This is a genomic window from Pseudarthrobacter sp. C1 (genome assembly GCF_034720455.1).
In the GTDB taxonomy this organism is placed as follows: Bacteria; Actinomycetota; Actinomycetes; order Actinomycetales; family Micrococcaceae; genus Arthrobacter.
Genome location: NZ_JAYESK010000002.1, coordinates 51,849 through 72,541, shown reverse-complemented (window position 1 = coordinate 72,541; position 20,693 = coordinate 51,849). Strand labels below are relative to the sequence as shown.

Genomic DNA, 20,693 nt, shown 5'->3' with positions numbered 1-20,693 from the left:
TAATAGTCCATGTCCGCCCCGCGCGGACTCGAATGTGCGCACGCATTCCAGGTTTCAGGGAGTTCCATGAACGCCGTCCAGAGGTTCATCAGAAGCAGGGTGCTGCTGTTGACCGCGGCCATCTTGATCGCAGCCATGTGCTTGTCGGTCCTCGTCCAAAGCCAGTCACAGGCTGCACTCAACAGGACCGTGGATGAAAATTCACGGGGACTCTATGACATCCTGGTCCAGGCCAAGGCGCCTTCCGGCGCGCTGATGCAGCCGGAGATCGCCAACGGGACCGGAGGCATCAGCTTTGAACAGCTGGAAGCCATCAAAAAGCTGACCGGAACCTCCGTGGCAGCCCCCATCAGCCTCGTCTCCCGGGTGACCCAGAACCTCGAGTCGCCCCGCCTGGAGGCCATGGACTACCTGGGCTACAACGCCGGGCTGGCCGGCACCGCAACCGCCGACCAGGCCGCCGGGGCAACCGCCCCGGACCAGTGGCCTGCCGCCGAATCCGTGCTGAGCGACGAAAGCAAGAAGTACCGCCTGACCGCCAGCGCCGTCAGCTCCGACGGCGTCTCTGAGCAGACGCTGTTCAAGTCCACTGCCGAAGGCACCCTGGGCAAGGCCAAGCTCGTTGAAGAAAAGGCCGCCGGAGGCAGCAGTATCAGGATCGCTGCACCCAAGGATGAAACGGGCATCAAGTTTCCCGCCCCGGCCGGCGGCTCCGAGCACAACCTCTTCAACCTGTCCGTATCACTGCCCCTCGCCCCTGAGGTAACCGAATCGGTGGTTGCTGTCGATCCGGCCGCAGAGCGCGCCCTCCTGGGTTCCGCCGGTGACTTCCTGGCTCCGCTGGAAAAGGCGCCGCCGGCCGACGCCCGCGACGCCGGGGCAATTGGACGCTACTTTGAGGGACTTTTCACCAACGGCATCAGCCTGGACCAGCTGAAGGAAGGGCCGGACTTCCTCGGCGTCAAGCTCAAGTACTGGGCACCGCTGATGACGCAGTACCAGCAGGCCAAGCGGACCGGGCAGCTGACTGCCGACTCCCAGGCCATTCCGCTGATCGTGCGCTCCGGCACGTCGCTGGACCTCAAGTACAACGTCAAGATCGAAGAGATTGACGGCGCCGGCAAGGTCGTCAAGGACGTCGGTACCGTTTCCCGGTCCCTGGACAAGGATTACCTCCCGTTCGTCTCCAAGGACCCCTTCGTCCTTTCCTGGCCGGGCTCCACGGACCACTCATCCCTGCTGGGGAGCACCGGCAACTTCAACCAGGGCCTCTACACCCCGGCCACGTGGAGCACCGACTTTGCCGCCGCACCCAAGTACACGGACGGCGAAACGGCTGCGAACGGCGCCGTGGACAAGGCAGCAGTTCCCGGCGAATGGGTGACCGTCAACCGGCTGCCCGAGAAGAGCGCCAACGGCGCCCCTGTTGACCAGACCCAGCGCGAACCCGTGGACGAACGTTCCTACCGCGAGAACCTCGAAACGGGGTCGCAGGCAGCTGCTCCGCTGGCGATGGTCTACGGCACGTTCGACCCCTCTGCCGTTGCTGCCGCCGCCGGCGACGTCAACAAGCTGCCGCTCGGTGGCTACGACCCCACCCCGTTCACCCTGGTCAAGGACGCTGCCGGAAACGATGTCCCGGCCACGGAGCTGGAACCTTCCCTGAGCGCCACCGGCCTGGCCAGCCAGTCCGCCGGTGCCATCACCGATTACTACGGGCTTGCCGCTGCCCGGGGTTACACCGACAACGCCAGCGTGATCGACGCCGTCCGGGTCCGCGCGAAGGCGCCGGGCAGCTGGAAGCAGGCGCAGCCCGACGTCGAGAAGCTGGCGGGCGAAATCCGCTCGATGGGCCTGGAAGCCACCATTGTGGCCGGTTCCGCACGCGAGGATGCCAGCATCTTCGTTCCCGGCTACTCCAAGGACGGCGCCGGGAAGGAATCCGCCCTGGGCACCGTCCGGCAGTCCTGGGTGCGGCAGAACGCTGCCGAAGCCGTCACCGGATCCTTGTCCGGCACCAACGTCACGCTGCTCTTCCTGACGCTCTGCGGTGCAGCCCTCCTGACGGGGGCATCCACCGTCAGCTACATCCGCAAGCGAAGGAGCGAAGCCGGAACGCTCCGGGCCATGGGCTGGACCCAGCGCCGGGTGCGCCGGTGGGTGCTGGAGGAGTTCGGAGTGGGCGCCGTCCTGCTGGCCGTCGCCGGGACCGTGCTGAGCCTGGTGAGCTGGAGCCTTGCCACGGCCCTCGTGTCCGTGTCCGTCCTTGTGCTCTACGCCGCTGCGGCCTTCTTCGCAGCGCAGCAGCTGCGCCACGGCCACGTCGTGGACCAGGAGCCGCAGCATGACGAGCGGCTCATTCCGGTGGACTCGCCGCTGACTTTCGCCAACCGCCAGCTGAGCACCAACAAATTCAACACGATCTCCCTTGCCCTGGCCGTAGGCGTGTTCGGCGCTGCAGTGGGCGGCCTCATCGCCTTGCTCATTGACATTCCCCGCGCTGCCGGCGCCAGTGCCCTGAGTGGCCTGGCCGCAGCCAGTGTTGCCCTGCCCAGCATCCTCCTTGCTCTTTCGGGCGTGGCTGTCGGGCTGGTGCTCACGCTGGTCACCGGGCGGTTTGAGCTCAACGCCAAGCGCCAGTACCTCGGCATCCTCGAGGCGATGGGTTGGAACCCGGACATGCTGCGCCAGGTCCGGCTGTTCGAGAATGCCCTGGTGGGAACCCTTGCCCTGCCGCTGGGCGTGCTGGGCGCCCTGGGGATAGGCCTGCTGCTGGCGCCGTACGCTGCACTGTGGGCGGGCGTGGCAGGCCTTGTGGCTGTACTTTGCTGGATACCGATTGCAACGAAAGTGGTCCAATGACAAACCCGACGAATGTCCAGCGGAGCCGCCGGTCCGGCTCCGCGGAGGTCCCCCTGCAGACCCGCGCCAACACCATCGTCAAGGCCGCCGACCACGGGACCCCGCTGGAACTGAACGACATCACCATCCGCTACGGCGGGGGCAAGGGCGGTGCCGAAGCCGTCAGCGTGGTGGAAGGCTTCGATCTCACCCTGCACGCCGGCGAGATGCACTGCGTTGCCGGCCGCAGCGGCTCCGGCAAGACCAGCATCCTCACCGTCGGCGCGGGACTGACGCTGCCAACGTCGGGCCGTGTCTACTGGGAAGGCGATTCCCTCGAAAGCATGGGCGACGACGAAATCGCCGACCGCCGTCGTGCCTTGATCGGTTACGTCGACCAGGGCGGTGCACTGATTGACGGGATGAGCGCCCTCGAGAACGTGCTGCTGCCCGCTGTCCCTGACGGCGAAGTGGACCAGCGCCGCGACATGGCCAAGGACCTGCTGGACCTCGTGGGGCTGGGCCGCCGCATGCGGCACCGTCCTGCCCAGCTCTCCGGCGGTGAACGCCAGCGCGTCGCCATTGCCCGGGCACTGATCCTGGGCACGCGCGTCCTGGTGGTGGATGAGCCCACTGCCAGCCTCGACCGTGCCTCTGCCAACCGGATCATCAGCATCCTGAAGGACACCACGTCGGACGGAATCGCCGTCCTGGTGGCCTCGCACGACCACGAACTCGTCCGTCTCAGCGATACCCTGACCGAACTCATCTAGCCCGCCCCTCCGCACCGAAGGTAACGTCCTCTACGTGACTGCTTCAGAGAAAACGCCGTTCTACATCACCACGGCCATCACCTACCCCAACGGGGTGCCGCACATCGGCCACGCCTACGAGTACATTGCCACCGACGCAATGGCCCGCTTCAAGCGGCTGGACGGCTACGACGTGATGTTCCTGACCGGCACGGACGAGCACGGGATGAAGATCGCCCAGACGGCCGAGAAGGAAGGCATCACTCCCAAGGAACTGGTGGACCGGAATGTCGAAGCCTTCAAGGCGGCGCATGCCGCGCTGGGGATCTCGTACGACCGTTTCATCCGGACCACTGACGAGGACCACTACGCCGCGTCGCAGGCCATCTGGAAAAAGATGGAAGCCAACGGGGACATCTACCTGTCCAAGTACGAGGGCTGGTACTCCGTCCGGGACGAAGCCTTCTACGTTGAGGACGACACCGTGGTCAAGGACGACGGCGTGCGCTACTCCAAGGAGACGGACACGGAGGTGACGTGGACGGCGGAGGAGAGCTACTTCTTCCGGCTGTCCGCCTACCAGGACAAGCTCCTGGCGCTCTACGAGTCACATCCGGAGTTCGGTGCCCCGCAGTACCGCTTCAACGAAGTCATCAGCTTCGTGAAGCGCGGCCTGGAGGACCTGTCGATCAGCCGCACCACGTTCGACTGGGGCGTCCCGGTTCCGGGCAACGACAAGCACGTCATGTACGTCTGGGTGGACGCCCTGACGAACTACCTCACGGGAGTTGGCTACCCCGACGTCGAATCTGAAAAGTTCCGGAAGTACTGGCCCGCCGACGTGCACATCATCGGCAAGGACATCTCACGCTTCCACGCCATCTACTGGCCCGCCTTCCTCATGAGCGCAGGCCTTGAACTGCCCAAGCGCGTCATGATCCACGGCTTCCTGCAGAACAACGGAGTGAAGATGTCCAAGTCCTTGGGCAACGTGGTGGCTCCATCCGATTTCGTGGACCAGTACGGCGTGGACCAGGTGCGGTTCTTCTTCCTCCGCGAAGTGCCGTTCGGCGCTGACGGCAGCTACAACCACGACGCCATCGTGGGGCGGATGAACGCGGACCTGGCCAACAACTTCGGCAACCTGGCCCAGCGTTCGCTGTCCATGGTCGCCAAGAACTGTGGGGGCACGGTCCCCGTTCCCGGCGCGTTCACTGCGGAGGACAACGCCATCCTGGAGCAGGCCGGCGGCCTCCTCGCCGCGGCCCGGGCAGCCTTTGATAAGCAGGAATTCAGCCGCGCCCTTGAAGCGATCTGGGGAGTCCTCGGCGACACCAACGCCTATTTCGCCGAGCAGGCGCCATGGGTGCTGCGGAAAACCGACGTTGAGCGGATGAATACCGTGCTCTACGTGACGCTCGAGGTGCTGCGGATCGTGGCCATCCTGGCACAGCCGGTCATGCCCGCCGCAACGGCGGCGCTTCTGCAGACGCTGGGCCAGCCCGAAGGGGAAGCCCGGCAGTTCGCGGCCATTGGCACCCCGATCGTTGCAGGGACGGAGCTGCCGGCCCCTTCGCCGGTGTTCCCGAAGTACGAAGAGCCGGCCGAGGCCAAGTAGTTCCGTATTCCGAAGATAAGTACGTCCTACTGGGGATTCCGGACAGGAAAATCCATAGCCTGAACGTGTTAGCAAACTGACAGTTCGCATCTGGGAGAACCGTCGCCCCGATGCTGTCTGTTTGCCCTTCGACCCGTTACTCCGGGTTGATCCGTCAGGTTGGGGCGGTGCGTTCTCCTTCGCGTCTGGACAGTCTGAAGCAGACTATGGACGGAGACGGAAATGAAACGGATCCTTGCCACCTTGGGGGTCACAAGCCTCGCACTCCTGGGTGCAACAGCCACGGCATTCGCCACAGGCGAGTCGGGCGGCGGTGAAAAAATCACCATCTGCCATGCCACGGGATCGGAAACGAACCCCTACGTGCCGATCACCATTGACCTCAATGCGTTGAACGGCCACGCCGGCCACCAGCATGAAGAGGACATCATCCCGGCCAACAACGGGAAGGTCCTGCCTGGCGGCCAGAACCTGGACAAAGTGGATGTGTGGAACGCCGGTTGCGCCAAGCCCGGTGGAAATCCCGCCGGGCCGCCCAAGGACAACGACAAGAAGATCACCATCTGCCACGCCACGGGTTCGGAAAAGAACCCCTACGTGGTCCTTTCAATCGCGTTGCAGGGCCTGAACGGCCACGGTGGCGCCCACCACCAGCACAGCGAGGACATCATTCCGCCGAACAGCGGAAAAGTGATTCCTGCCGGCCAGAACTGGACCGCTGAGGGGCAGGCAACCTTCAACAACAACTGCGTTCCGGTGAAAATTACCACGACGCCGCCGACTACCCCGCCGACGGTACCGCCGGGTGGAAATGTCGTTCCTCCTGCCGGTGGAGTGGTGCCCGGGACGAATCCGCGCGGCGCTGTTGCCGGAGGCGGTGCGGGTGCAGTGGCCTCGCCAAACGAGGGTTTCAACGTGCAGACCGCGGTCTCGGCGCCGTCCGGTTCGGGTGCAGCTCCGTGGCTTGGCGGCCTGGCCGCCGTGATGGTTGCCGGTGCCGCCCTTGCCGTCCGGAAGACGATGGCTAGGACTGCCGTCCGCGGACAGCAGCGCGGATAGCGCGTGGTAGCCGCCGCCCCGGCGGCATTCGGGTAAAAGGGACGCGAAGCGCCGTGCAGGTGTTGCACGGCGCTTTGCGTCTCCCGGCATTTTCCCCACGCTGAACCGAAGCATGAGGACAATTCATGGCAGGTAATGACCCGGAGGAAGTACCGGGAGAGAACGCAACATCCGGGACAACCGGCCACGGTCGCGGGCTGTCAACTCTCAGGACCGTTGTTCTGCTGGCCCTGGCCGGAGCCGTGGGCTTCCTTGCCGTGGCCCTTCTCCCTGCGCTGGTTGAGCCCGGGGCGCGGACGTCGCCGCCGGGCGGCGCAACTGCGGTGGCCTCAGCGCCCGTTCCACTGCAGTCCGAGACGGGCGCCGTTTCAGTTTTCCCTGTTCCGGCCATCACCCCGGAAGTGCCGTCGGCCGCCGCCGGGCCGCCGGCTGCTCCTCCGGAGCGGCTGGTCTATCCAGCTGCGGATATCGACGTCCCCATCCATCCGCTCGATCCAAGCAGCTCGGACGTTGCCTCCCAGACCATAATTCCGCCGCCCACCATGGACGGATACTGGCTGACCCCCTACGGAATGCCGGGGGCGGGCTCCACCAACACCACCTACGTTGTGGGCCACAGCTGGCAGGACCTTGAGGCGCCCTTCAACCGGCTCAGTTCAAAGGCGGCAGCGGGGGACAGGCTAACGGTTGCCACGTCCGCGGGTGAGCTTGAATACCAGGTGGACTCTGTCACCACGTACGTAAAATCGGGACTCAAGGACAGTCCTGTCTGGGATGTTGCGCCCAACAGGCTGGTCCTCATCTCGTGCTACACGGACGACCTCTGGGGCACGAACGTCGTTGTCAGTGCCTCCCCGGTAGCCCAGTGAGTGCCGCCCAGCGCCTCCTGCCGCCCGGCGCCTCCTGCCGCCCGGCGCCTCCTGCCGCCCGGCGCTGCGGCGGCCCTCGGCATCTTCTCGAATATTGAGACGGCTTGACCAGCATATGGATGTTTTGGCTAACCTGAATCCATGAGCGCATCCTCCATTGATCTTGCAGTTATTCCCGGCGACGGCATTGGCCCCGAGGTGATTGCCGAGGCCATTAAGGTCCTCGAAAAGGCCGTGGCAGCGGAGGGCGTGGAGCTCAAGCAGACCCACTACAAGCTCGGTGCAGAGCACTGGCTGGCCACCGGGGAGACCCTGCCGGACGAGGTCCTGGCGGACCTCCGGACCCGGGATGCCATCCTGTTCGGCGCGGTGGGCGCCGCCCCGGGAGACACGCGTATCCCGTCGGGACTTATTGAACGCGAGATGCTGCTCAAGCTCCGCTTCAGCCTGGACCACTACGTCAACCTGCGGCCGTCCCGGCTCTATGGAACGGTGGGAAGCCCGCTCGCCAACCCGGGCACCATTGACTTCATCGTGGTCCGCGAGGGCACCGAGGGGCCCTACGTGGGCAACGGCGGCACCCTGCGTGCGGGCACGCCCCACGAGGTGGCCACCGAGGTTTCACTGAACACTGCCCACGGCGTGGAACGGGTAGTCCGGGACGCGTTCCGCCGGGCCAGCGCCAGGGAGCGCAAGCACCTCACCCTGGTCCACAAGCACAATGTCCTGGTTTACGCGGGGCACCTGTGGAAGCGCACCGTTGAGGCGGTGGCGCAGGAGTTCCCGGAGGTCACCCACGACTACCTCCACGTGGACGCCGCCACCATCTTCATGGTCACCGACCCGTCCCGCTTCGACGTGATAGTCACTGACAACCTTTTCGGCGACATCCTCACCGACCTGGCCGCCGCGATCACCGGCGGCATCGGGTTGGCGGCATCCGGCAACATCAACATGGACCGCACGGCCCCCTCCATGTTCGAACCCGTGCACGGGTCTGCCCCGGACATTGCGGGCCAGGGCAAGGCAGACCCAACGGCTGCCATCCTCTCCGCTGCGCTCCTGCTGGACCACCTCGGCTACGCCGCAGCGGCCCGCAGGATCGAAGCGGCAGTGGTTGCCGACGTCGAGAAGCGCGACGGCGGTTCACGCACCACGAGTGCCGTGGGCGACGCCATCGCCGCCGGGCTCTGACACCGCGCCAGGGGCTCCGGCATCGGGCGTAAGCTTGTCTCGAATCACCAAATGCCGCCGCGCCGTTCAGTGCTGAACACGGGGCGGCCGATCGTGGAGGAACCATGACCCAGACCGCCCATGGCGTCGAATTCAGCCAGCAGCTTTCGGCCAACCCGAAGTCTGCTGAAGAGCGTGCAGCCATCCTGGCCAACCCGGGATTCGGCAACCACTTCACCGACCACACCGCCGTGGTGGACTACAGCGTGGACGAGAACGGCCACGGCGGCTGGCACAACGCCAGGATTGAACCGTACGGTCCCATCGTCCTGGATCCCTCTGCCGCCGTGCTGCACTACGGCCAGGAGATTTTCGAAGGCCTCAAGGCCTACCGCCATGCCGACGGCTCCATCTGGTCCTTCCGTCCCGAAGCAAACGCGGCCCGCCTGAACAAGTCAGCCCGCAGGCTTGCCCTTCCCGAGCTGCCGGCTGAATACTTCCTCGGAGCGATCCGAGCCCTGGTGAACGTGGACAGGGACTGGGTTCCCGGCGGCGACGGCGAGGCCCTCTACCTGCGGCCGTTCATGATCGCCACCGAGGCCTTCCTGGGTGTGCGCGCCGCACGCGAAGTTTCCTTCCGGGTGATCGCCTCACCGGCCGGCAACTATTTCGGCGGTGAGCTGAAGCCCGTATCCATCTGGATCTCCCGTGAATACGCCCGTGCCGGCCGCGGCGGAACGGGCGATGCCAAATGCGGCGGCAACTACGCCGCGTCGCTGATTGCCCAGCAGGAAGCAGAAGCCAACGGCTGCAAGCAGGTCCTCTTCCTCGACCATTTCAACGACAATGCAGTCGAGGAACTGGGCGGCATGAACGTCTTCTTCGTGATGAAGGACGGCTCGCTGGTCACCCCCGCGCTGACCGGCACCATCCTGGAAGGCATCACCAGGATGTCCGTCATCCAGGTGGCCAAGGACATGGGCCGCCAGGTCACCGAGCGCAAGATCACCCTTGACGAATGGCGCGACGGCGTTGCTTCCGGCGAGATTGCCGAGGTCTTCGCCTGCGGTACCGCAGCCGTCATCACCCCGATCGGAGTCCTCAAGGACGCCACCGAGTTCATCGGCTCCGAGGACGCCAAGGCGGGGGAGACCACCATGGCCATCCGCGAGCAGCTGCTCGGCATCCAGACCGGAACTGTCCCGGACACCCACGGCTGGCTGACCCGCCTGGCCTAGGCGCCCACTTTCCAGACGCGTACGACGGCGCCTGCCGGACTTTGCTCCGGCAGGCGCCTTTCGCGTCTGCAAGGATGGTGTGGTGACTTCAGCTTCCGGCCCCGTCCTGCAGCGCAGCTCGGCCCTGACCCGGTGTCTCCTGGCGCCCAATCCAGGACCCATGAGCCTGGCGGGGACCAACTCCTACGTCCTGCACGCACCCGGTAACCCCGGCGCTGTGGTGGTGGATCCCGGTCCGTTCGACGAGGCCCACCTGGAGGCCCTGGCAGCGGCAGGCCCCGTGGACCTCATCCTCATCACCCACCGCCACGCGGACCACACAGCAGGTTCCGCCCGGCTCCATGGCTTGACCGGCGCCCCCGTGCGTGCCGCCGACGCCGTCCACTGCCACGGGAGCGGCACTCCTTTGCAGGATGGCGAAGTTCTTTCCGCCGCGGGCGTGGACATCCGGGTGGTGGCCACTCCCGGCCACACTTCCGATTCCGTCTGCTTCCACCTCCCCGGCGACGGTGCCCACGGCTCGGTCCTGACCGGGGACACCATCCTGGGCCGCGGCACCACAATGATCGACTACCCTGACGGAACCCTCGCGGACTACCTTGCCTCCCTTGACCGGCTGGAAGCGATTGGTCCCGCCACAGTGCTTCCCGCCCATGGTCCCGTTCTTCCGTCGCTGGCGGAAATTGCGCGCGCCTACCGCAGCCACCGCCTCGAGCGGCTGGAACAGGTCCGCGCTGCGCTGGACACCCTGGGCCGGGACGCAACCGCCCGGGACGTCGCCGGCGCAGTGTATTCCGACGTCGACCCTTCCGTGCGGCGGGCCGCTGAAACTTCCGTGGCGGCGCAGCTCCACTACCTCCGGGGCACTGCGGCCCAGACGTAGCGCTGGCAGGCGCGGGGTGGCGAGACGGTAGGGTAGGAGCCATGCGTATTGCCAGGTTTGTCGTTGATTCTGATCCCCTCTACGGCGTTGTCGAAGGTGACACGGGCAGTGAGGAAATCACTGTCATCCACGGAGACCCGTTCTTCAACGGGGTGGAGCGCACCTCCGTCCGCCACAAGCTGGAGGACGTCCGGCTGCTGGCCCCGATCATTCCCCGCAGCAAGGTCATCGGCGTGGGACGAAACTTCGTGGAGCACGCGCATGAACTCGGCAACGAAGTCCCGGCCCAGCCCCTCCTGTTCCTGAAGCCCAACACCGCCGTGGTGGGCCCCAACGATCCTGTAGTGCTGCCGGAGTTCTCCGAGGAAGTCTCCTTCGAAGCTGAGCTCTGCGTGGTCATCGGTAGGATCTGCAAGGACGTCCCTGAGGACCGCGTGGACGACGTCATCTTCGGCTACACGTGCGGCAACGACCTCACTGCCCGGGACGTCCAGAAAACCGACCTGCAGTGGACCCGGGCCAAGGGCTTTGACACCTCCGCGCCGCTGGGCCCGTGGATCGAGACAGAGCTGGATACCGAGGACCTGCAGATCCAGGGCAGGCTGAACGGGGAGCTGCGGCAGGACGGCAGCACCAGCCAGATGGTCAGGGGAGTGCGCGAGCTGGTCTCCATTGTGTCCCAGGCTTTCACCCTCCTGCCCGGCGACGTCATCATGACGGGGACTCCGGCCGGCGTAGGACTCGTCAACGCGGGGGACCGCTTCGAAGTGGAGATTGAGGGCATCGGCCGCCTGTCCAACCCCATCGTGCGCCGCTGACGCCAGGCCCGCCTTCACCCCTGGCGGCAGACGGTAAAGTTGGAGCCACTATGACTACTGCTTCCGCGTCGACTGCTGCCTCCTTGCCCTCCGTTTCTGCCGACACTCCCGTACGGGTCCGGTTCTGCCCGTCACCCACGGGCACCCCGCACGTGGGGCTGATCCGCACGGCACTGTTCAACTGGGCCCATGCCAAGCACACCAAGGGCACCTTCGTCTTCCGCATCGAGGACACGGACGCTGCACGCGACTCGGAGGAGAGCTACCAGCAGCTGCTGGAAGCATTGAAGTGGCTCGGCATCACCTGGGAAGAGGGCGTGGAAGTGGGCGGGCCCCACGAACCGTACCGGCAGTCGCAGCGGCTGGACCTTTACAAAGACGTCGTGGCCAAGCTGATCGAGGCCGGCTACGCCTATGAGTGCTACTCGTCCCCCGAGGAGGTCGAGGCGCGCCACCGCGCGGCCGGCCGTGACCCCAAGCTGGGCTACGACAACTTTGACCGCGAGCTGACCGAAGATCAGGTGGCCGCCTTCAGGTCCGAAGGCCGGCAGCCGGTGCTCCGGGTCCGGATGCCCGATGAAGACGTCACGTTCACCGACCTGGTCCGCGGCGAGATCACCTTCAAAGCCGGCAGTATCCCGGATTACGTCATCGTGCGTGCGGACGGGTCCCCCCTGTACACCCTGGTAAACCCCGTGGACGACGCCCTCATGGGCATTACCCACGTACTGCGCGGCGAGGACCTGCTGTCCTCCACACCGCGCCAGGTTGTCCTCATCCGCGCCCTGATGGAAATCGGTGTTGCCAGCTACATGCCGGAGTTCGGCCACCTGCCCTACGTGATGGGCGAAGGCAACAAAAAGCTGTCCAAGCGTGATCCGCAGTCCAACCTCTTCCTGCTGCGCGACCGCGGCTTCATTCCCGAGGGCCTCCTGAATTACCTGTCCCTGCTGGGCTGGAGCCTGTCCGCGGACGAGGACATCTTCACCGTGGACCAGCTGATCGAAAACTTTGATGTCCACGACGTTCTGGCCAACCCTGCGCGCTTTGACATCAAGAAGGCCGAAGCCATCAACGGGACCCACATCCGGATGCTCGCGCCGGAGGACTTCCGGGAGCGGCTGGTGCCGTACCTGCGCACCGCGGGCTACGTGGGGGAGCAGCTCACGGCGCGGCAGGAGGAAATCCTCACCGAGGCCGCGCCGCTGATCCAGGAGCGCATCACGCTCCTGGGCGAGGCGCCCGAGATGCTCGGATTCCTGTTCAAGGATGACGACGCCATCGATGTGGCGGACGACGCCCGGAAGGGACTTCCGGAGAACCTTGGGGAGGTCCTCGATGCGGCAATCGCCGCCCTGGACGGCGTGCAGGAGTGGACGGCGGAAGAAATCCAGGCTGCCCTGAAAAGGACCCTGGTTGAGGAGCTGGGCCTCAAGCCCCGGCTCGCCTTCGGACCGGTGCGTACGGCTGTTTCCGGCCGCCGCATCTCGCCGCCGCTCTTCGAGTCCATGGTGATCCTCGGCCGGGAATCCTCACTCCGCAGGCTCCGGGCCTTCCGCGGCTGATGTCAGCTCCCACCGCTGCCTCCACCAGTTTCCTGGACACGCCCTTCGGGGCGGTGCGGGGGATCCTGTTCGACATCGACGACACACTGGTGGACCTCGAGTTCTCGATGACAACCGCGCTGCGGGAAGTCAGCGAACACCTCCTGCCCGGACTGGACCAGGCCGGGTGGGAAAGGTTCGGCCGTATCTTTACGCACGAAACCACCCACTATTACGACCGCTACCTGGCTGGTGAACTCACGTTCAACGAGCAGCGGCTGCTGCGCGGCCGTGCCGCCCTGGGCCACTTCGGCGTCGAGTTGGACGAGGGCGAGCAGTCCCACCAGTGGCTGGCGGCCTACATTGAAAAGCAGCCCGCCTATGTAAAGCCCTTTCCGGATGTCATGCCGCTGCTGGACGTCCTGGACCAGGCAGGCATCCCTTACGGGGCGGTCAGCAACAACGTGCATGATTACCAGCGCGCCAAGCTGGACGGAGCCGGACTGGAACGCGTCCGGCGGCTGGTGGGGACGGACACGCTGGGCGTGGCGAAGCCCGATCCGGCCATCTACCTGGAAGGTGTCCGGCTGCTGGGTACCGCACCGGCCGACACGCTCTATGTGGGCGACAACCGGCTCCTGGACGCGGAGGGCTCGACGGCGGCGGGGCTGGTCGGCGTTTGGCTCAACAGGGTGGGGGAGCCGGTGGCGGAGTTTGAAGGCAACGCCGTGTCCTCGCTGGCAGAGCTGGTCGGCTAGGAAGCGCTCCGGGCAGGGGTCCGGCCGTCCTCCCCGCCCGGGGAAGTTCCGCTCTGCTCGGCCCGTTCACGCAGGCCGGCCAGCATTTTGCGGATCATCCAGAAGTCGGCAACCTCCAGCAGTGCCGAGAACGCAATGGATGCCGGCGACCACCGGATGCGGGAGCGGATCCGGGTGAGGAGCCGGGTGGTTCCGTCCGGTTGCGGGTCAAGCTGCCAAACCCATGTGGTGTCACCCGGGGTTCCCCAGACCATGGAGCGCGGGTAGTCCATTGAGTAGACGTTGATACCGTGCTTGCCGTCCGGACTCATCGGCAGTGTGTCGCCCGGTTCCAGGGCCTGCCATTCGGGGCGGATCTGCCTGGCGCTGGGACGTCCGAGGTTGTCCAGCAGGTCATAGCTGTACCACCCGGCCCGCCGCACCCCGACCTGGACAAGCCAGGGCCAGATCCGTTCGGGTGGAGCTCCGACTGAGATGGCACGGGTGGCGTTGAAAGTCGGAGACCGCACCAGGTCATCACCCGGCAACGCCCGGGCCACCTCATCAGGGGTTGCGCCCCACGTCAAGTGCCGGGGGCGCCAGGCCCGAGCCCACGCCGCGACCCCGGCCGCACCGAGCAAACCGATGACTGTCCGCGCCCTCCAAGCCATTGCGTCGCCCCTTCCGTCCGTCCATTCACTATGCAAGGCTGTCGTGGCCAGCATCACCCGCGCCGATTTGTGCGAGCCAAGAGTCTCAGGTAAAGTAATTTCTCGTGCTGAGGCGCACGGAGCAGGGTAAAGCCCCTGAAATCCGGCCCGAAAGTATCATTGGGATATGGTGTAATTGGCAACACTACGGTTTCTGGTACCGTCATTCTAGGTTCGAGTCCTGGTATCCCAGCTCTGGTTTGAGCAGCAGTCCGAAGCTCGAAACAGACGGTTTCAGCCGGTCCGCCGATTTGAAACCAAAGCAAAGTGTGTGAAAGAATCACTGAGCTTGATCAGCGGAAACGCTGGCAAAAGTACGGAAATGTACACGGCCCCATCGTATAGCGGCCTAGTACGCCGCCCTCTCACGGCGGTAACGCGGGTTCGAATCCCGCTGGGGTCACCACCGAAATGGTCCCGGGCAAACGCCCGGGGCCATCTTTCTTTAAAGCTTCGGCAAACCTGACATGTTTCTTGGGGAAGCTGCCATACCTTGAACCCAAATCGAAGCCATTTGGGGGAATCTGTGCTGGGAAGCCGGTTTGCCGGAAGCAAGAACTCTTTGAACGCCATCCGGCTGGTATTGGCCTCGGCTGTCATCCTGTCCCACTCCTGGTGGCTGGGAGGCTATGGGCCCGAGCCCAGTCCGGGGAGTGTAAAGCTCGGCAGTTGGGCGGTGCTGGGCTTCTTCGGGATTTCTGGATACCTGATAACGCGAAGCAGGACACGGGCGAGTTCAGCCAGCAGTTACTGCCTAGCCAGGTTTCTGCGGATCTTCCCCGGCCTTGCTGCTTGCGTGACCGCTGTAGCTTTTGTGGTTGCCCCTGTTACGGCCGCCTCGACGGGCCGGCATTACTCGCTTTCCGGTGCTGCGGTCTACTTTGTCACCAATCTGTCCGCCGGCACCCCCTTTATCGCAGTCGGGGGCATTCCCGGGTCGCTTGAAGGCCTGCCAGACCCCCGATTGTGGAACGGCCCACTGTGGACGCTGTTCTGGGAGATCGCCTGTTACATCCTGATCGGAATAGTGTTCCGGCTTTTCCGGCCCGACTTAGTACGCCTCGCGCTGCTGACTCTCTTCAGCGTCGCTTCAGCCGCTGCCGTGGCCGTCGACGCCGGTTGGATCGCCGCGCCCGTGCGTAACGACTGGCCGCTTATACCTGTCTTGTCGTTTCTCGCAGGAGCGTTGATCTACCTTTTCCAGGATGTCATTCCCGCGAACCCTACAACCCTCGTGCTTGCCGCCGGCCTGGTGGTCCTGGTGTCATCCTTCGGCTTCGCGTCATCCTTGGTACACCTTCCCCTGAGTCTTTTCCTCATCCTGGGGTCACTGTATCTTCCCCTCTTCGGAGTGGGGTCCCGCTATGACGTTTCGTTTGGTATCTATATCTATGGTTGGCCTGCGCAGCAGTTCCTTGCCGCCCTCGGGCTACACTCCGTTGTGCCTCCTTTGGTGTTTGCGGCTGCCTCGTTACTGCTGGTAGCACCAGTTGCGTGGCTGTCCTGCCGCTACGTGGAGAAGCCGGCCCAGCTATGGCACCGCGCGCAGGGCGTACGGCGAACAGTTCGGGAACTGGCATGATGTTGCTGTGACCTCCCGGAACGAGCAGGATGCCCCGCAGGATCCGCAGCGCAAACCTTCCGGCAGTGCTGCTGCCTCTGCGGCCTTAACGCTGCTCGAAGAGGTGCGCAATGATCTTGCGGCGGCGGAGCTGCCTCTTGCCCTGCCGGATGCTGAGCAGGCGCGCCGCGAGGCCGCCAGCGCCGTGGCCCAGCTCGATGACTACATCCTCCCGCGGTACCGCAGCCTTGACGCTCCGCTCCTGGCCGTCGTCGGAGGTTCAACCGGAGCCGGCAAGTCGACACTCGTGAACGGGATCGTAGGCCACCCGGTAACCCGTGCAGGCGCCATCCGCCCCACTACCCGCCAGCCCATCCTCCTGCACCACCCGTCGGAGGCGGCCTGGTTCGAGGGCCAGCGCGTGCTGCCGAGCTTGAACAGGATCCGCGGTTCCATCGTCAGCAGTCCCGTGCCTGCCAACCGGGCAGGAGCGGTTCCGGACGCCGCTGCAATGTCATCCCTCGTCCTCGTGTCGGACCCCGGGGTGCCCGCAGGAATCGCTGTCCTCGACGCCCCCGATGTGGATTCCATCTCGGATGACAACCGCAAGCTGGCAGCCCAGCTGCTGGCCGCCGCCGACCTGTGGGTCTTCGTCACCACCGCCAACCGTTATGCCGACGCCGTTCCATGGAAACTGCTCCTGAATGCAGCCTCGCGGGACATCATGGTGGGGGTGGTCCTGGACAGGGTCCCTCCGGCGGCGGAGGCAGAAGTCAGCGAGGACCTGCGCGGCCTGCTGGACCGCGAAGGCCTGGGGGCGGCGCAGATGTTCGTGATACCTGAAACCAGCCTGGATCCCATGGGCATGCTCCCCGCCGGGGCGGTCCAGCCGCTGCGGACCTGGCTGGCAGGGCTGGCCGCTGACGCCGCCGGCCGGTCCGACATTGCCCGCCGCACGCTGAACGGAACCGTCAGGGCGATGGCGGAGCGTGTCTCTGCCGTTGCGCAGGCAGCACGGGAGCAGCAGCATGCGGCCGCGAACCTGGAGGGCGCCGCCGTCTCCGCCTATGAGGCCGCTGCGGACCGCATCCTGGACGCGACAAGGGATGGCGCGCTCCTGAGGGGCGAAGTGCTGGCCCGCTGGCAGGACTTCGTGGGCACGGGAGAATTTTTCCGGGCCCTCGAACAGAATGTGGGCCGCTTCCGTGACCGCGTGGGTGCCTTCTTCCGGGGTGAACCGGCGCCCGCGGTAAGGGTGGAAGCAGCCATCGAGACAGGCCTGCAGGCTGTCATCGTTGACGAAGCAGCCAACGCCGCCGAGGACACGGACCAGCACTGGCGCAACGACCCCGCCGGCCGGCAGCTGCTGGGGACTGATGATCTCTCCGGCACGACGCCGGGCTTCGAGGACCGCGCCGCCGCCGAGATCCGGGCGTGGCAGGAAGCACTGATGGAACTGATCCGCACCGAGGGCCAGGGCAAGCGGACCCAGGCGCGCTGGCTGTCCTTCGGCATCAACGGGCTGGGCGCCGCGCTGATGATCGTGGTGTTTTCGATGACGGCGGGACTCACCGGACTGGAGGTGGGCGTAGCAGGAGGCACCGCCGTCGTGGGCCAGCGGCTGCTCGAAGCGGTTTTCGGCGAGGACGCCGTCAGACGGATGGCCGAACAAGCGCGCAAGGACCTGCACGCCCGCTGCCAGCGGCTGCTGCAGGAGGAGAGACGCAGGTTCCTCGCCCGGCTGCCGGAATACGACGGAAGCGCGCCCGAAGCCCTCGCCGCCCACGCCGCATCACTGCTCCGGCTGGCGGACAAGGCATGAGCCGCCACAGCGATACCCGCGAGTCGTCCCGGCTTGACCGGCGGCTCTCAGCCCTCAACGATGCCCGGGAACTTGGCGAAGGAGTCCTTCCGGATGAGTCCCTGCAGGAGGTCTTTAGCGTCCTGGAACGCGCAAGTTCACGGCGCTCCCTCTCCGCCGACCACACCGTGGTGGGCTTCTTTGGCGCCACAGGAAGCGGAAAGTCCTCCCTCTTCAACGCGGTCAGCGGCGCGGAAATTGCGACGGCGGCAGCCCGCCGTCCCACCACATCGGAACCTTTGGCAGGGGTGTGGGGGGCGGAAGGCAGCGAGCCGCTGCTCGACTGGCTCGAAGTCCGCAACCGCCATCACGCCGCCGCCGTCGATGGGTTCGCGGACGAAGGCACCGGCCTGATCCTGCTGGACCTGCCGGACTTTGACTCCACCAAGGCGTCCAACCGCGAAGTGGTGCAGCGGATGGTGGGGCTGGTGGACGTGCTGGTGTGGGTCCTTGACCCCCAGAAGTACGCGGACGCTGCCGTGCACAACGACTTCCTGTCCCGCCTGGCCTCCCACGGAGCCGTGACCCTGGTGGTCCTCAACCAGGTGGACCGGCTGCCGGAGCGCGATGTGCAGCCCGTCCTGGAATCCCTGCGCTCCATCCTTGCCCGGGACGGACTTGGCAAGGTCCAGGTGCTTGCGGCCTCCGCCTTGACGGGGGCCGGGGTGGACCAGGTCCGTGCGGCCATCCGTGGTGTTGCGGTCAAGCGGAAAGCCCAGGCCCAGCGGCTTGCAGCGGATATCTCAAAGGCGTCGGCCGACCTTGGTGCCGTGTCGGGCGAGGGGACTGCTGCCGGTGTCCGGCCTGCAGCCAGGACACGCCTGGCTGATGAGCTGGCCATCGCAGCGAACGTGCCGGTGGTGGTGCAGGCGGTGGCGCAGTCCTACCGGCTGGAGTCAGTGAAGCGCACGGGGTGGCCGGTGACCCGGTGGCTGTCCAGGTTCCGTGCGGATCCGCTGCGCCGGCTCAACCTGCGCAGCGCGGCGCCGTCGGAGTTGAACCGGACGTCGCTGCCGCCGGCAGGGGCGCCGGAACGGGCGCGCACGGACGCAGCGGTGCGGGAGTTCGCCGACGCCGCCAGTGCCGGTGCCCCCGGCCCCTGGCGTGCAGCCATCCGGGGGGCCGCCCGTGAAGGCAGGGAGCGGTTGCCTGATGCCCTGGACCAGGCCATCGTCGGAACGGACCTCGCCGCGAACCGTAAATCCTGGTGGTGGGGAGTCTTCAACGTGGTGCAGTGGCTGGCCCTGCTGACTGTGCTGGGTGGCTTGGGCTGGCTAGGTGTCCTGGCGGCACTGGGATACTTCCAGATGCCCGTGCCGGAGGTGCCCCGGGTCGAAGGATGGCCTGTGCCCACGCTGATGATCGCTTTTGGGGTGGCCTTGGGGATCTTCCTTGCCATCACGGGCCGCTTTATTGCAGCCGCCGCGGCCAATGCACGGGCGGCGAGGGCACGGAAGCGGTTGAATGCCGCCGTGGCCGCGGTGGCGCAGGAACTCGTCGTGGAACCCGTGGAGGTGGAGGTCAGCCGGCTGGCCGGCTTTAACTCCGCGCTCCGGACGGCTGCGGCCGGATAGGGCCTGCGCGGCCGGGCAGGCGGGCTAAGCCCCGCTCGCCGCGAGTTCGGCGGCGGCGTCCCTTACCTTGAGCAGGGTGCGCAGGTTGCGCGTAGTGGTCGCGGCTTTGAATTTGGCTTTCGCGGAAATCTTGCTGAAGGGGCTGTCCAGCGTTCCGCCGGCCGGTGCCAGCCAGGCGAGGGCCTCCGGACCCAGCCTCTCCTGTTCGTTTCCCTCCAGCGCCGCCCCTGCCGCATCGAGTTCATCGAGGACACCCGTGTCCGAGGAGAGCGTGATGTAGCTGTGGGTGGTTTTGTCGTCCTCGGGGTAGGGGCAGGCGGCCACGAGGTCCGACAGCCGGGCTGACTCGAGGACAACCACCCAGGCGTCATAGCCGAACGTGTCCCGCAGGCATTTTTCGCATTCGCGTTTGACGGCGTCCGCGTCCAGGGGGCTGGCCAGGACCACATTTCCGCTGGCAAGCAGGGTGCGGGCGTCAGCAAAGCCTGCGGCCTTGAGCGCCTCCCGCAGATCAGCCATCTTGATGTTGATGCCGCCCACGTTGATGCCGCGAAGAAACACTGCGTAGCTGCCCATGCCGAAAATCCTAGCCCGGCGGCGCCGGTACGGGCCGCCGGTTGGTGTCAGCGCGTCAGTCGTTGTTCTTCCGCAGGGCCTCGGTGAGGATGCGGCCGGCATTGCAGACCACTTCCGCATGCAGCCTGCCGGGCTGGCGGGTGAGCCGCTCGATGGGTCCGGAAATGGAAACTGCCGCGATCACCCGGCCGGACGGCCCGCGCACCGGCGCCGAAACTGAGGCCACCCCGGGCTCGCGTTCGCCGAGGCTCTGGCCCCAGCCCCGCCGTCGTACACCAGCCAGGACGGTAGGCGTAAAGCGGGCTGACTGAAGCCCCTCGAGCAGGCGGTCGTGGTCCTCCCAGGCGAGCAGCACCTGGGCGGCTGATCCTGCCTTCATGGACAGCTGCGTGCCTACGGGAATGGTGTCACGAAGGCCGATGGGCCGTTCGGCCGACGCCACGCATACCCGCCAGTCACCCTGGCGGCGGAAAATCTGGGCGCTTTCGCCGGTGGCGTCGCGCAGCTGCATCAGGACGGGCCCGGCGGAGGCGATCAAGCGGTCCTCGCCCGCGGCGGAGGCCAGTTCAACCAGCCGGCTCCCCAGGACGAACCGGCCTTGGATATCACGGCTTACCAGCCGGTGGTGCACCAAGGCGAGGGCAAGCCGGTGCACAGTGGGGCGGGCCAGGCCGGTGGCCGCCACGAGCTGCGCGAGGGTGGTGGGGCCGGCTTCCAGTGCATCAAGCACCTGGGCCGCTTTATCAATGACACCGACTCCACTAGAATTGTCCATGTAATGATATTGCCGTCTCAATATCTGAGATGCAAATCTTTCGGCTGGCGCAGTGCGGAGCCGTCCTGATTCAGTTGATCTCATCAGCCAAACAGCAGTGAAGG

At 65.9% G+C, this 20,693-nt stretch carries 17 protein-coding genes and 2 tRNA genes; 16 read left to right on the top strand and 3 right to left on the bottom strand.

Annotated elements, in window-relative coordinates:
• The first annotated feature begins 66 nt into the window (after positions 1-66).
• The 11 genes from U7114_RS03020 (at position 67) to U7114_RS02970 (ending at position 13,553) form a co-directional block, all read left to right on the top strand.
• Entirely contained in the window at positions 67-2,862 is a 2,796-nt protein-coding gene (locus U7114_RS03020; RefSeq protein WP_323056525.1) for an ABC transporter permease, read from the top strand.
• Positions 2,859-3,614 (top strand): ABC transporter ATP-binding protein, encoded by a 756-nt coding sequence (locus U7114_RS03015; protein WP_157241878.1) that lies wholly within the window; start codon positions 2,859-2,861, stop codon positions 3,612-3,614. Before U7114_RS03020 ends, U7114_RS03015 begins: the two co-directional genes overlap by 4 nt.
• Positions 3,615-3,648: 34 nt before the next feature.
• Positions 3,649-5,211 (top strand): methionine--tRNA ligase, encoded by a 1,563-nt coding sequence (gene metG, locus U7114_RS03010; RefSeq protein ID WP_323056524.1) that lies wholly within the window; start codon positions 3,649-3,651, stop codon positions 5,209-5,211.
• A gap of 222 nt (positions 5,212-5,433) precedes the next feature.
• Positions 5,434-6,270 (top strand): hypothetical protein, encoded by an 837-nt coding sequence (locus tag U7114_RS03005; RefSeq protein ID WP_323056523.1) that lies wholly within the window; start codon positions 5,434-5,436, stop codon positions 6,268-6,270.
• A gap of 125 nt (positions 6,271-6,395) precedes the next feature.
• Entirely contained in the window at positions 6,396-7,139 is a 744-nt protein-coding gene (locus U7114_RS03000; protein WP_323056522.1) for a class F sortase, read from the top strand.
• Positions 7,140-7,280: 141 nt separating this feature from the next.
• Positions 7,281-8,333 carry a 3-isopropylmalate dehydrogenase gene (locus U7114_RS02995; protein ID WP_323056521.1) on the top strand — a complete coding sequence of 351 codons (1,053 nt, stop codon included), beginning with the start codon at positions 7,281-7,283 and terminating at the stop codon, positions 8,331-8,333.
• 104 nt (positions 8,334-8,437) lie between these two features.
• Positions 8,438-9,550, top strand: coding sequence for a branched-chain amino acid aminotransferase (locus tag U7114_RS02990; RefSeq protein ID WP_157241881.1), 1,113 nt, complete (start codon positions 8,438-8,440; stop codon positions 9,548-9,550).
• 82 nt (positions 9,551-9,632) lie between these two features.
• Positions 9,633-10,433: an MBL fold metallo-hydrolase gene (locus U7114_RS02985; protein ID WP_323056520.1), complete on the top strand. Its 801-nt coding sequence runs from the start codon at positions 9,633-9,635 to the stop codon at positions 10,431-10,433.
• A 41-nt stretch (positions 10,434-10,474) separates the two neighbouring features.
• Entirely contained in the window at positions 10,475-11,251 is a 777-nt protein-coding gene (locus U7114_RS02980) for a fumarylacetoacetate hydrolase family protein (protein WP_321213817.1), read from the top strand.
• Positions 11,252-11,301: 50 nt separating this feature from the next.
• Positions 11,302-12,816 (top strand): glutamate--tRNA ligase, encoded by a 1,515-nt coding sequence (gene gltX / locus U7114_RS02975; RefSeq protein WP_321213816.1) that lies wholly within the window; start codon positions 11,302-11,304, stop codon positions 12,814-12,816.
• Positions 12,816-13,553 carry an HAD family hydrolase gene (locus U7114_RS02970; protein ID WP_157241885.1) on the top strand — a complete coding sequence of 246 codons (738 nt, stop codon included), beginning with the start codon at positions 12,816-12,818 and terminating at the stop codon, positions 13,551-13,553. The genes gltX and U7114_RS02970 overlap by 1 nt, the downstream gene beginning before the upstream one ends.
• Here U7114_RS02970 and U7114_RS02965 read toward each other — a convergent pair.
• On the bottom strand, positions 13,550-14,203 hold the full coding sequence (locus tag U7114_RS02965; RefSeq protein ID WP_323056519.1) for a hypothetical protein: 654 nt from the start codon (positions 14,201-14,203) through the stop codon (positions 13,550-13,552). The genes U7114_RS02970 and U7114_RS02965 overlap by 4 nt on opposite strands.
• A 160-nt stretch (positions 14,204-14,363) precedes the next feature.
• Here U7114_RS02965 and U7114_RS02960 point away from each other — a divergent pair.
• The 5 genes from U7114_RS02960 (at position 14,364) to U7114_RS02940 (ending at position 19,238) form a co-directional block, all read left to right on the top strand.
• Positions 14,364-14,435, top strand: a tRNA-Gln gene (locus U7114_RS02960).
• Between the two features lie 137 nt (positions 14,436-14,572).
• Positions 14,573-14,648, top strand: a tRNA-Glu gene (locus U7114_RS02955).
• 87 nt (positions 14,649-14,735) lie between these two features.
• Positions 14,736-15,824: an acyltransferase gene (locus tag U7114_RS02950; RefSeq protein WP_323056518.1), complete on the top strand. Its 1,089-nt coding sequence runs from the start codon at positions 14,736-14,738 to the stop codon at positions 15,822-15,824.
• A gap of 7 nt (positions 15,825-15,831) precedes the next feature.
• Positions 15,832-17,625, top strand: a complete 1,794-nt coding sequence (locus tag U7114_RS02945) for a dynamin family protein (RefSeq protein WP_416235539.1) — start codon at positions 15,832-15,834, stop codon at positions 17,623-17,625.
• On the top strand, positions 17,622-19,238 hold the full coding sequence (locus tag U7114_RS02940; RefSeq protein ID WP_323056517.1) for a GTPase: 1,617 nt from the start codon (positions 17,622-17,624) through the stop codon (positions 19,236-19,238). The genes U7114_RS02945 and U7114_RS02940 overlap by 4 nt, the downstream gene beginning before the upstream one ends.
• A gap of 24 nt (positions 19,239-19,262) precedes the next feature.
• Here the strand turns inward: U7114_RS02940 and U7114_RS02935 are convergent, their stop codons facing one another.
• Positions 19,263-19,814, bottom strand: coding sequence for a DUF1697 domain-containing protein (locus U7114_RS02935; protein WP_157241890.1), 552 nt, complete (start codon positions 19,812-19,814; stop codon positions 19,263-19,265).
• A 55-nt stretch (positions 19,815-19,869) separates the two neighbouring features.
• Positions 19,870-20,589: an IclR family transcriptional regulator gene (locus U7114_RS02930; protein ID WP_009356552.1), complete on the bottom strand. Its 720-nt coding sequence runs from the start codon at positions 20,587-20,589 to the stop codon at positions 19,870-19,872.
• Between the last annotated feature and the right edge of the window lie 104 nt (positions 20,590-20,693).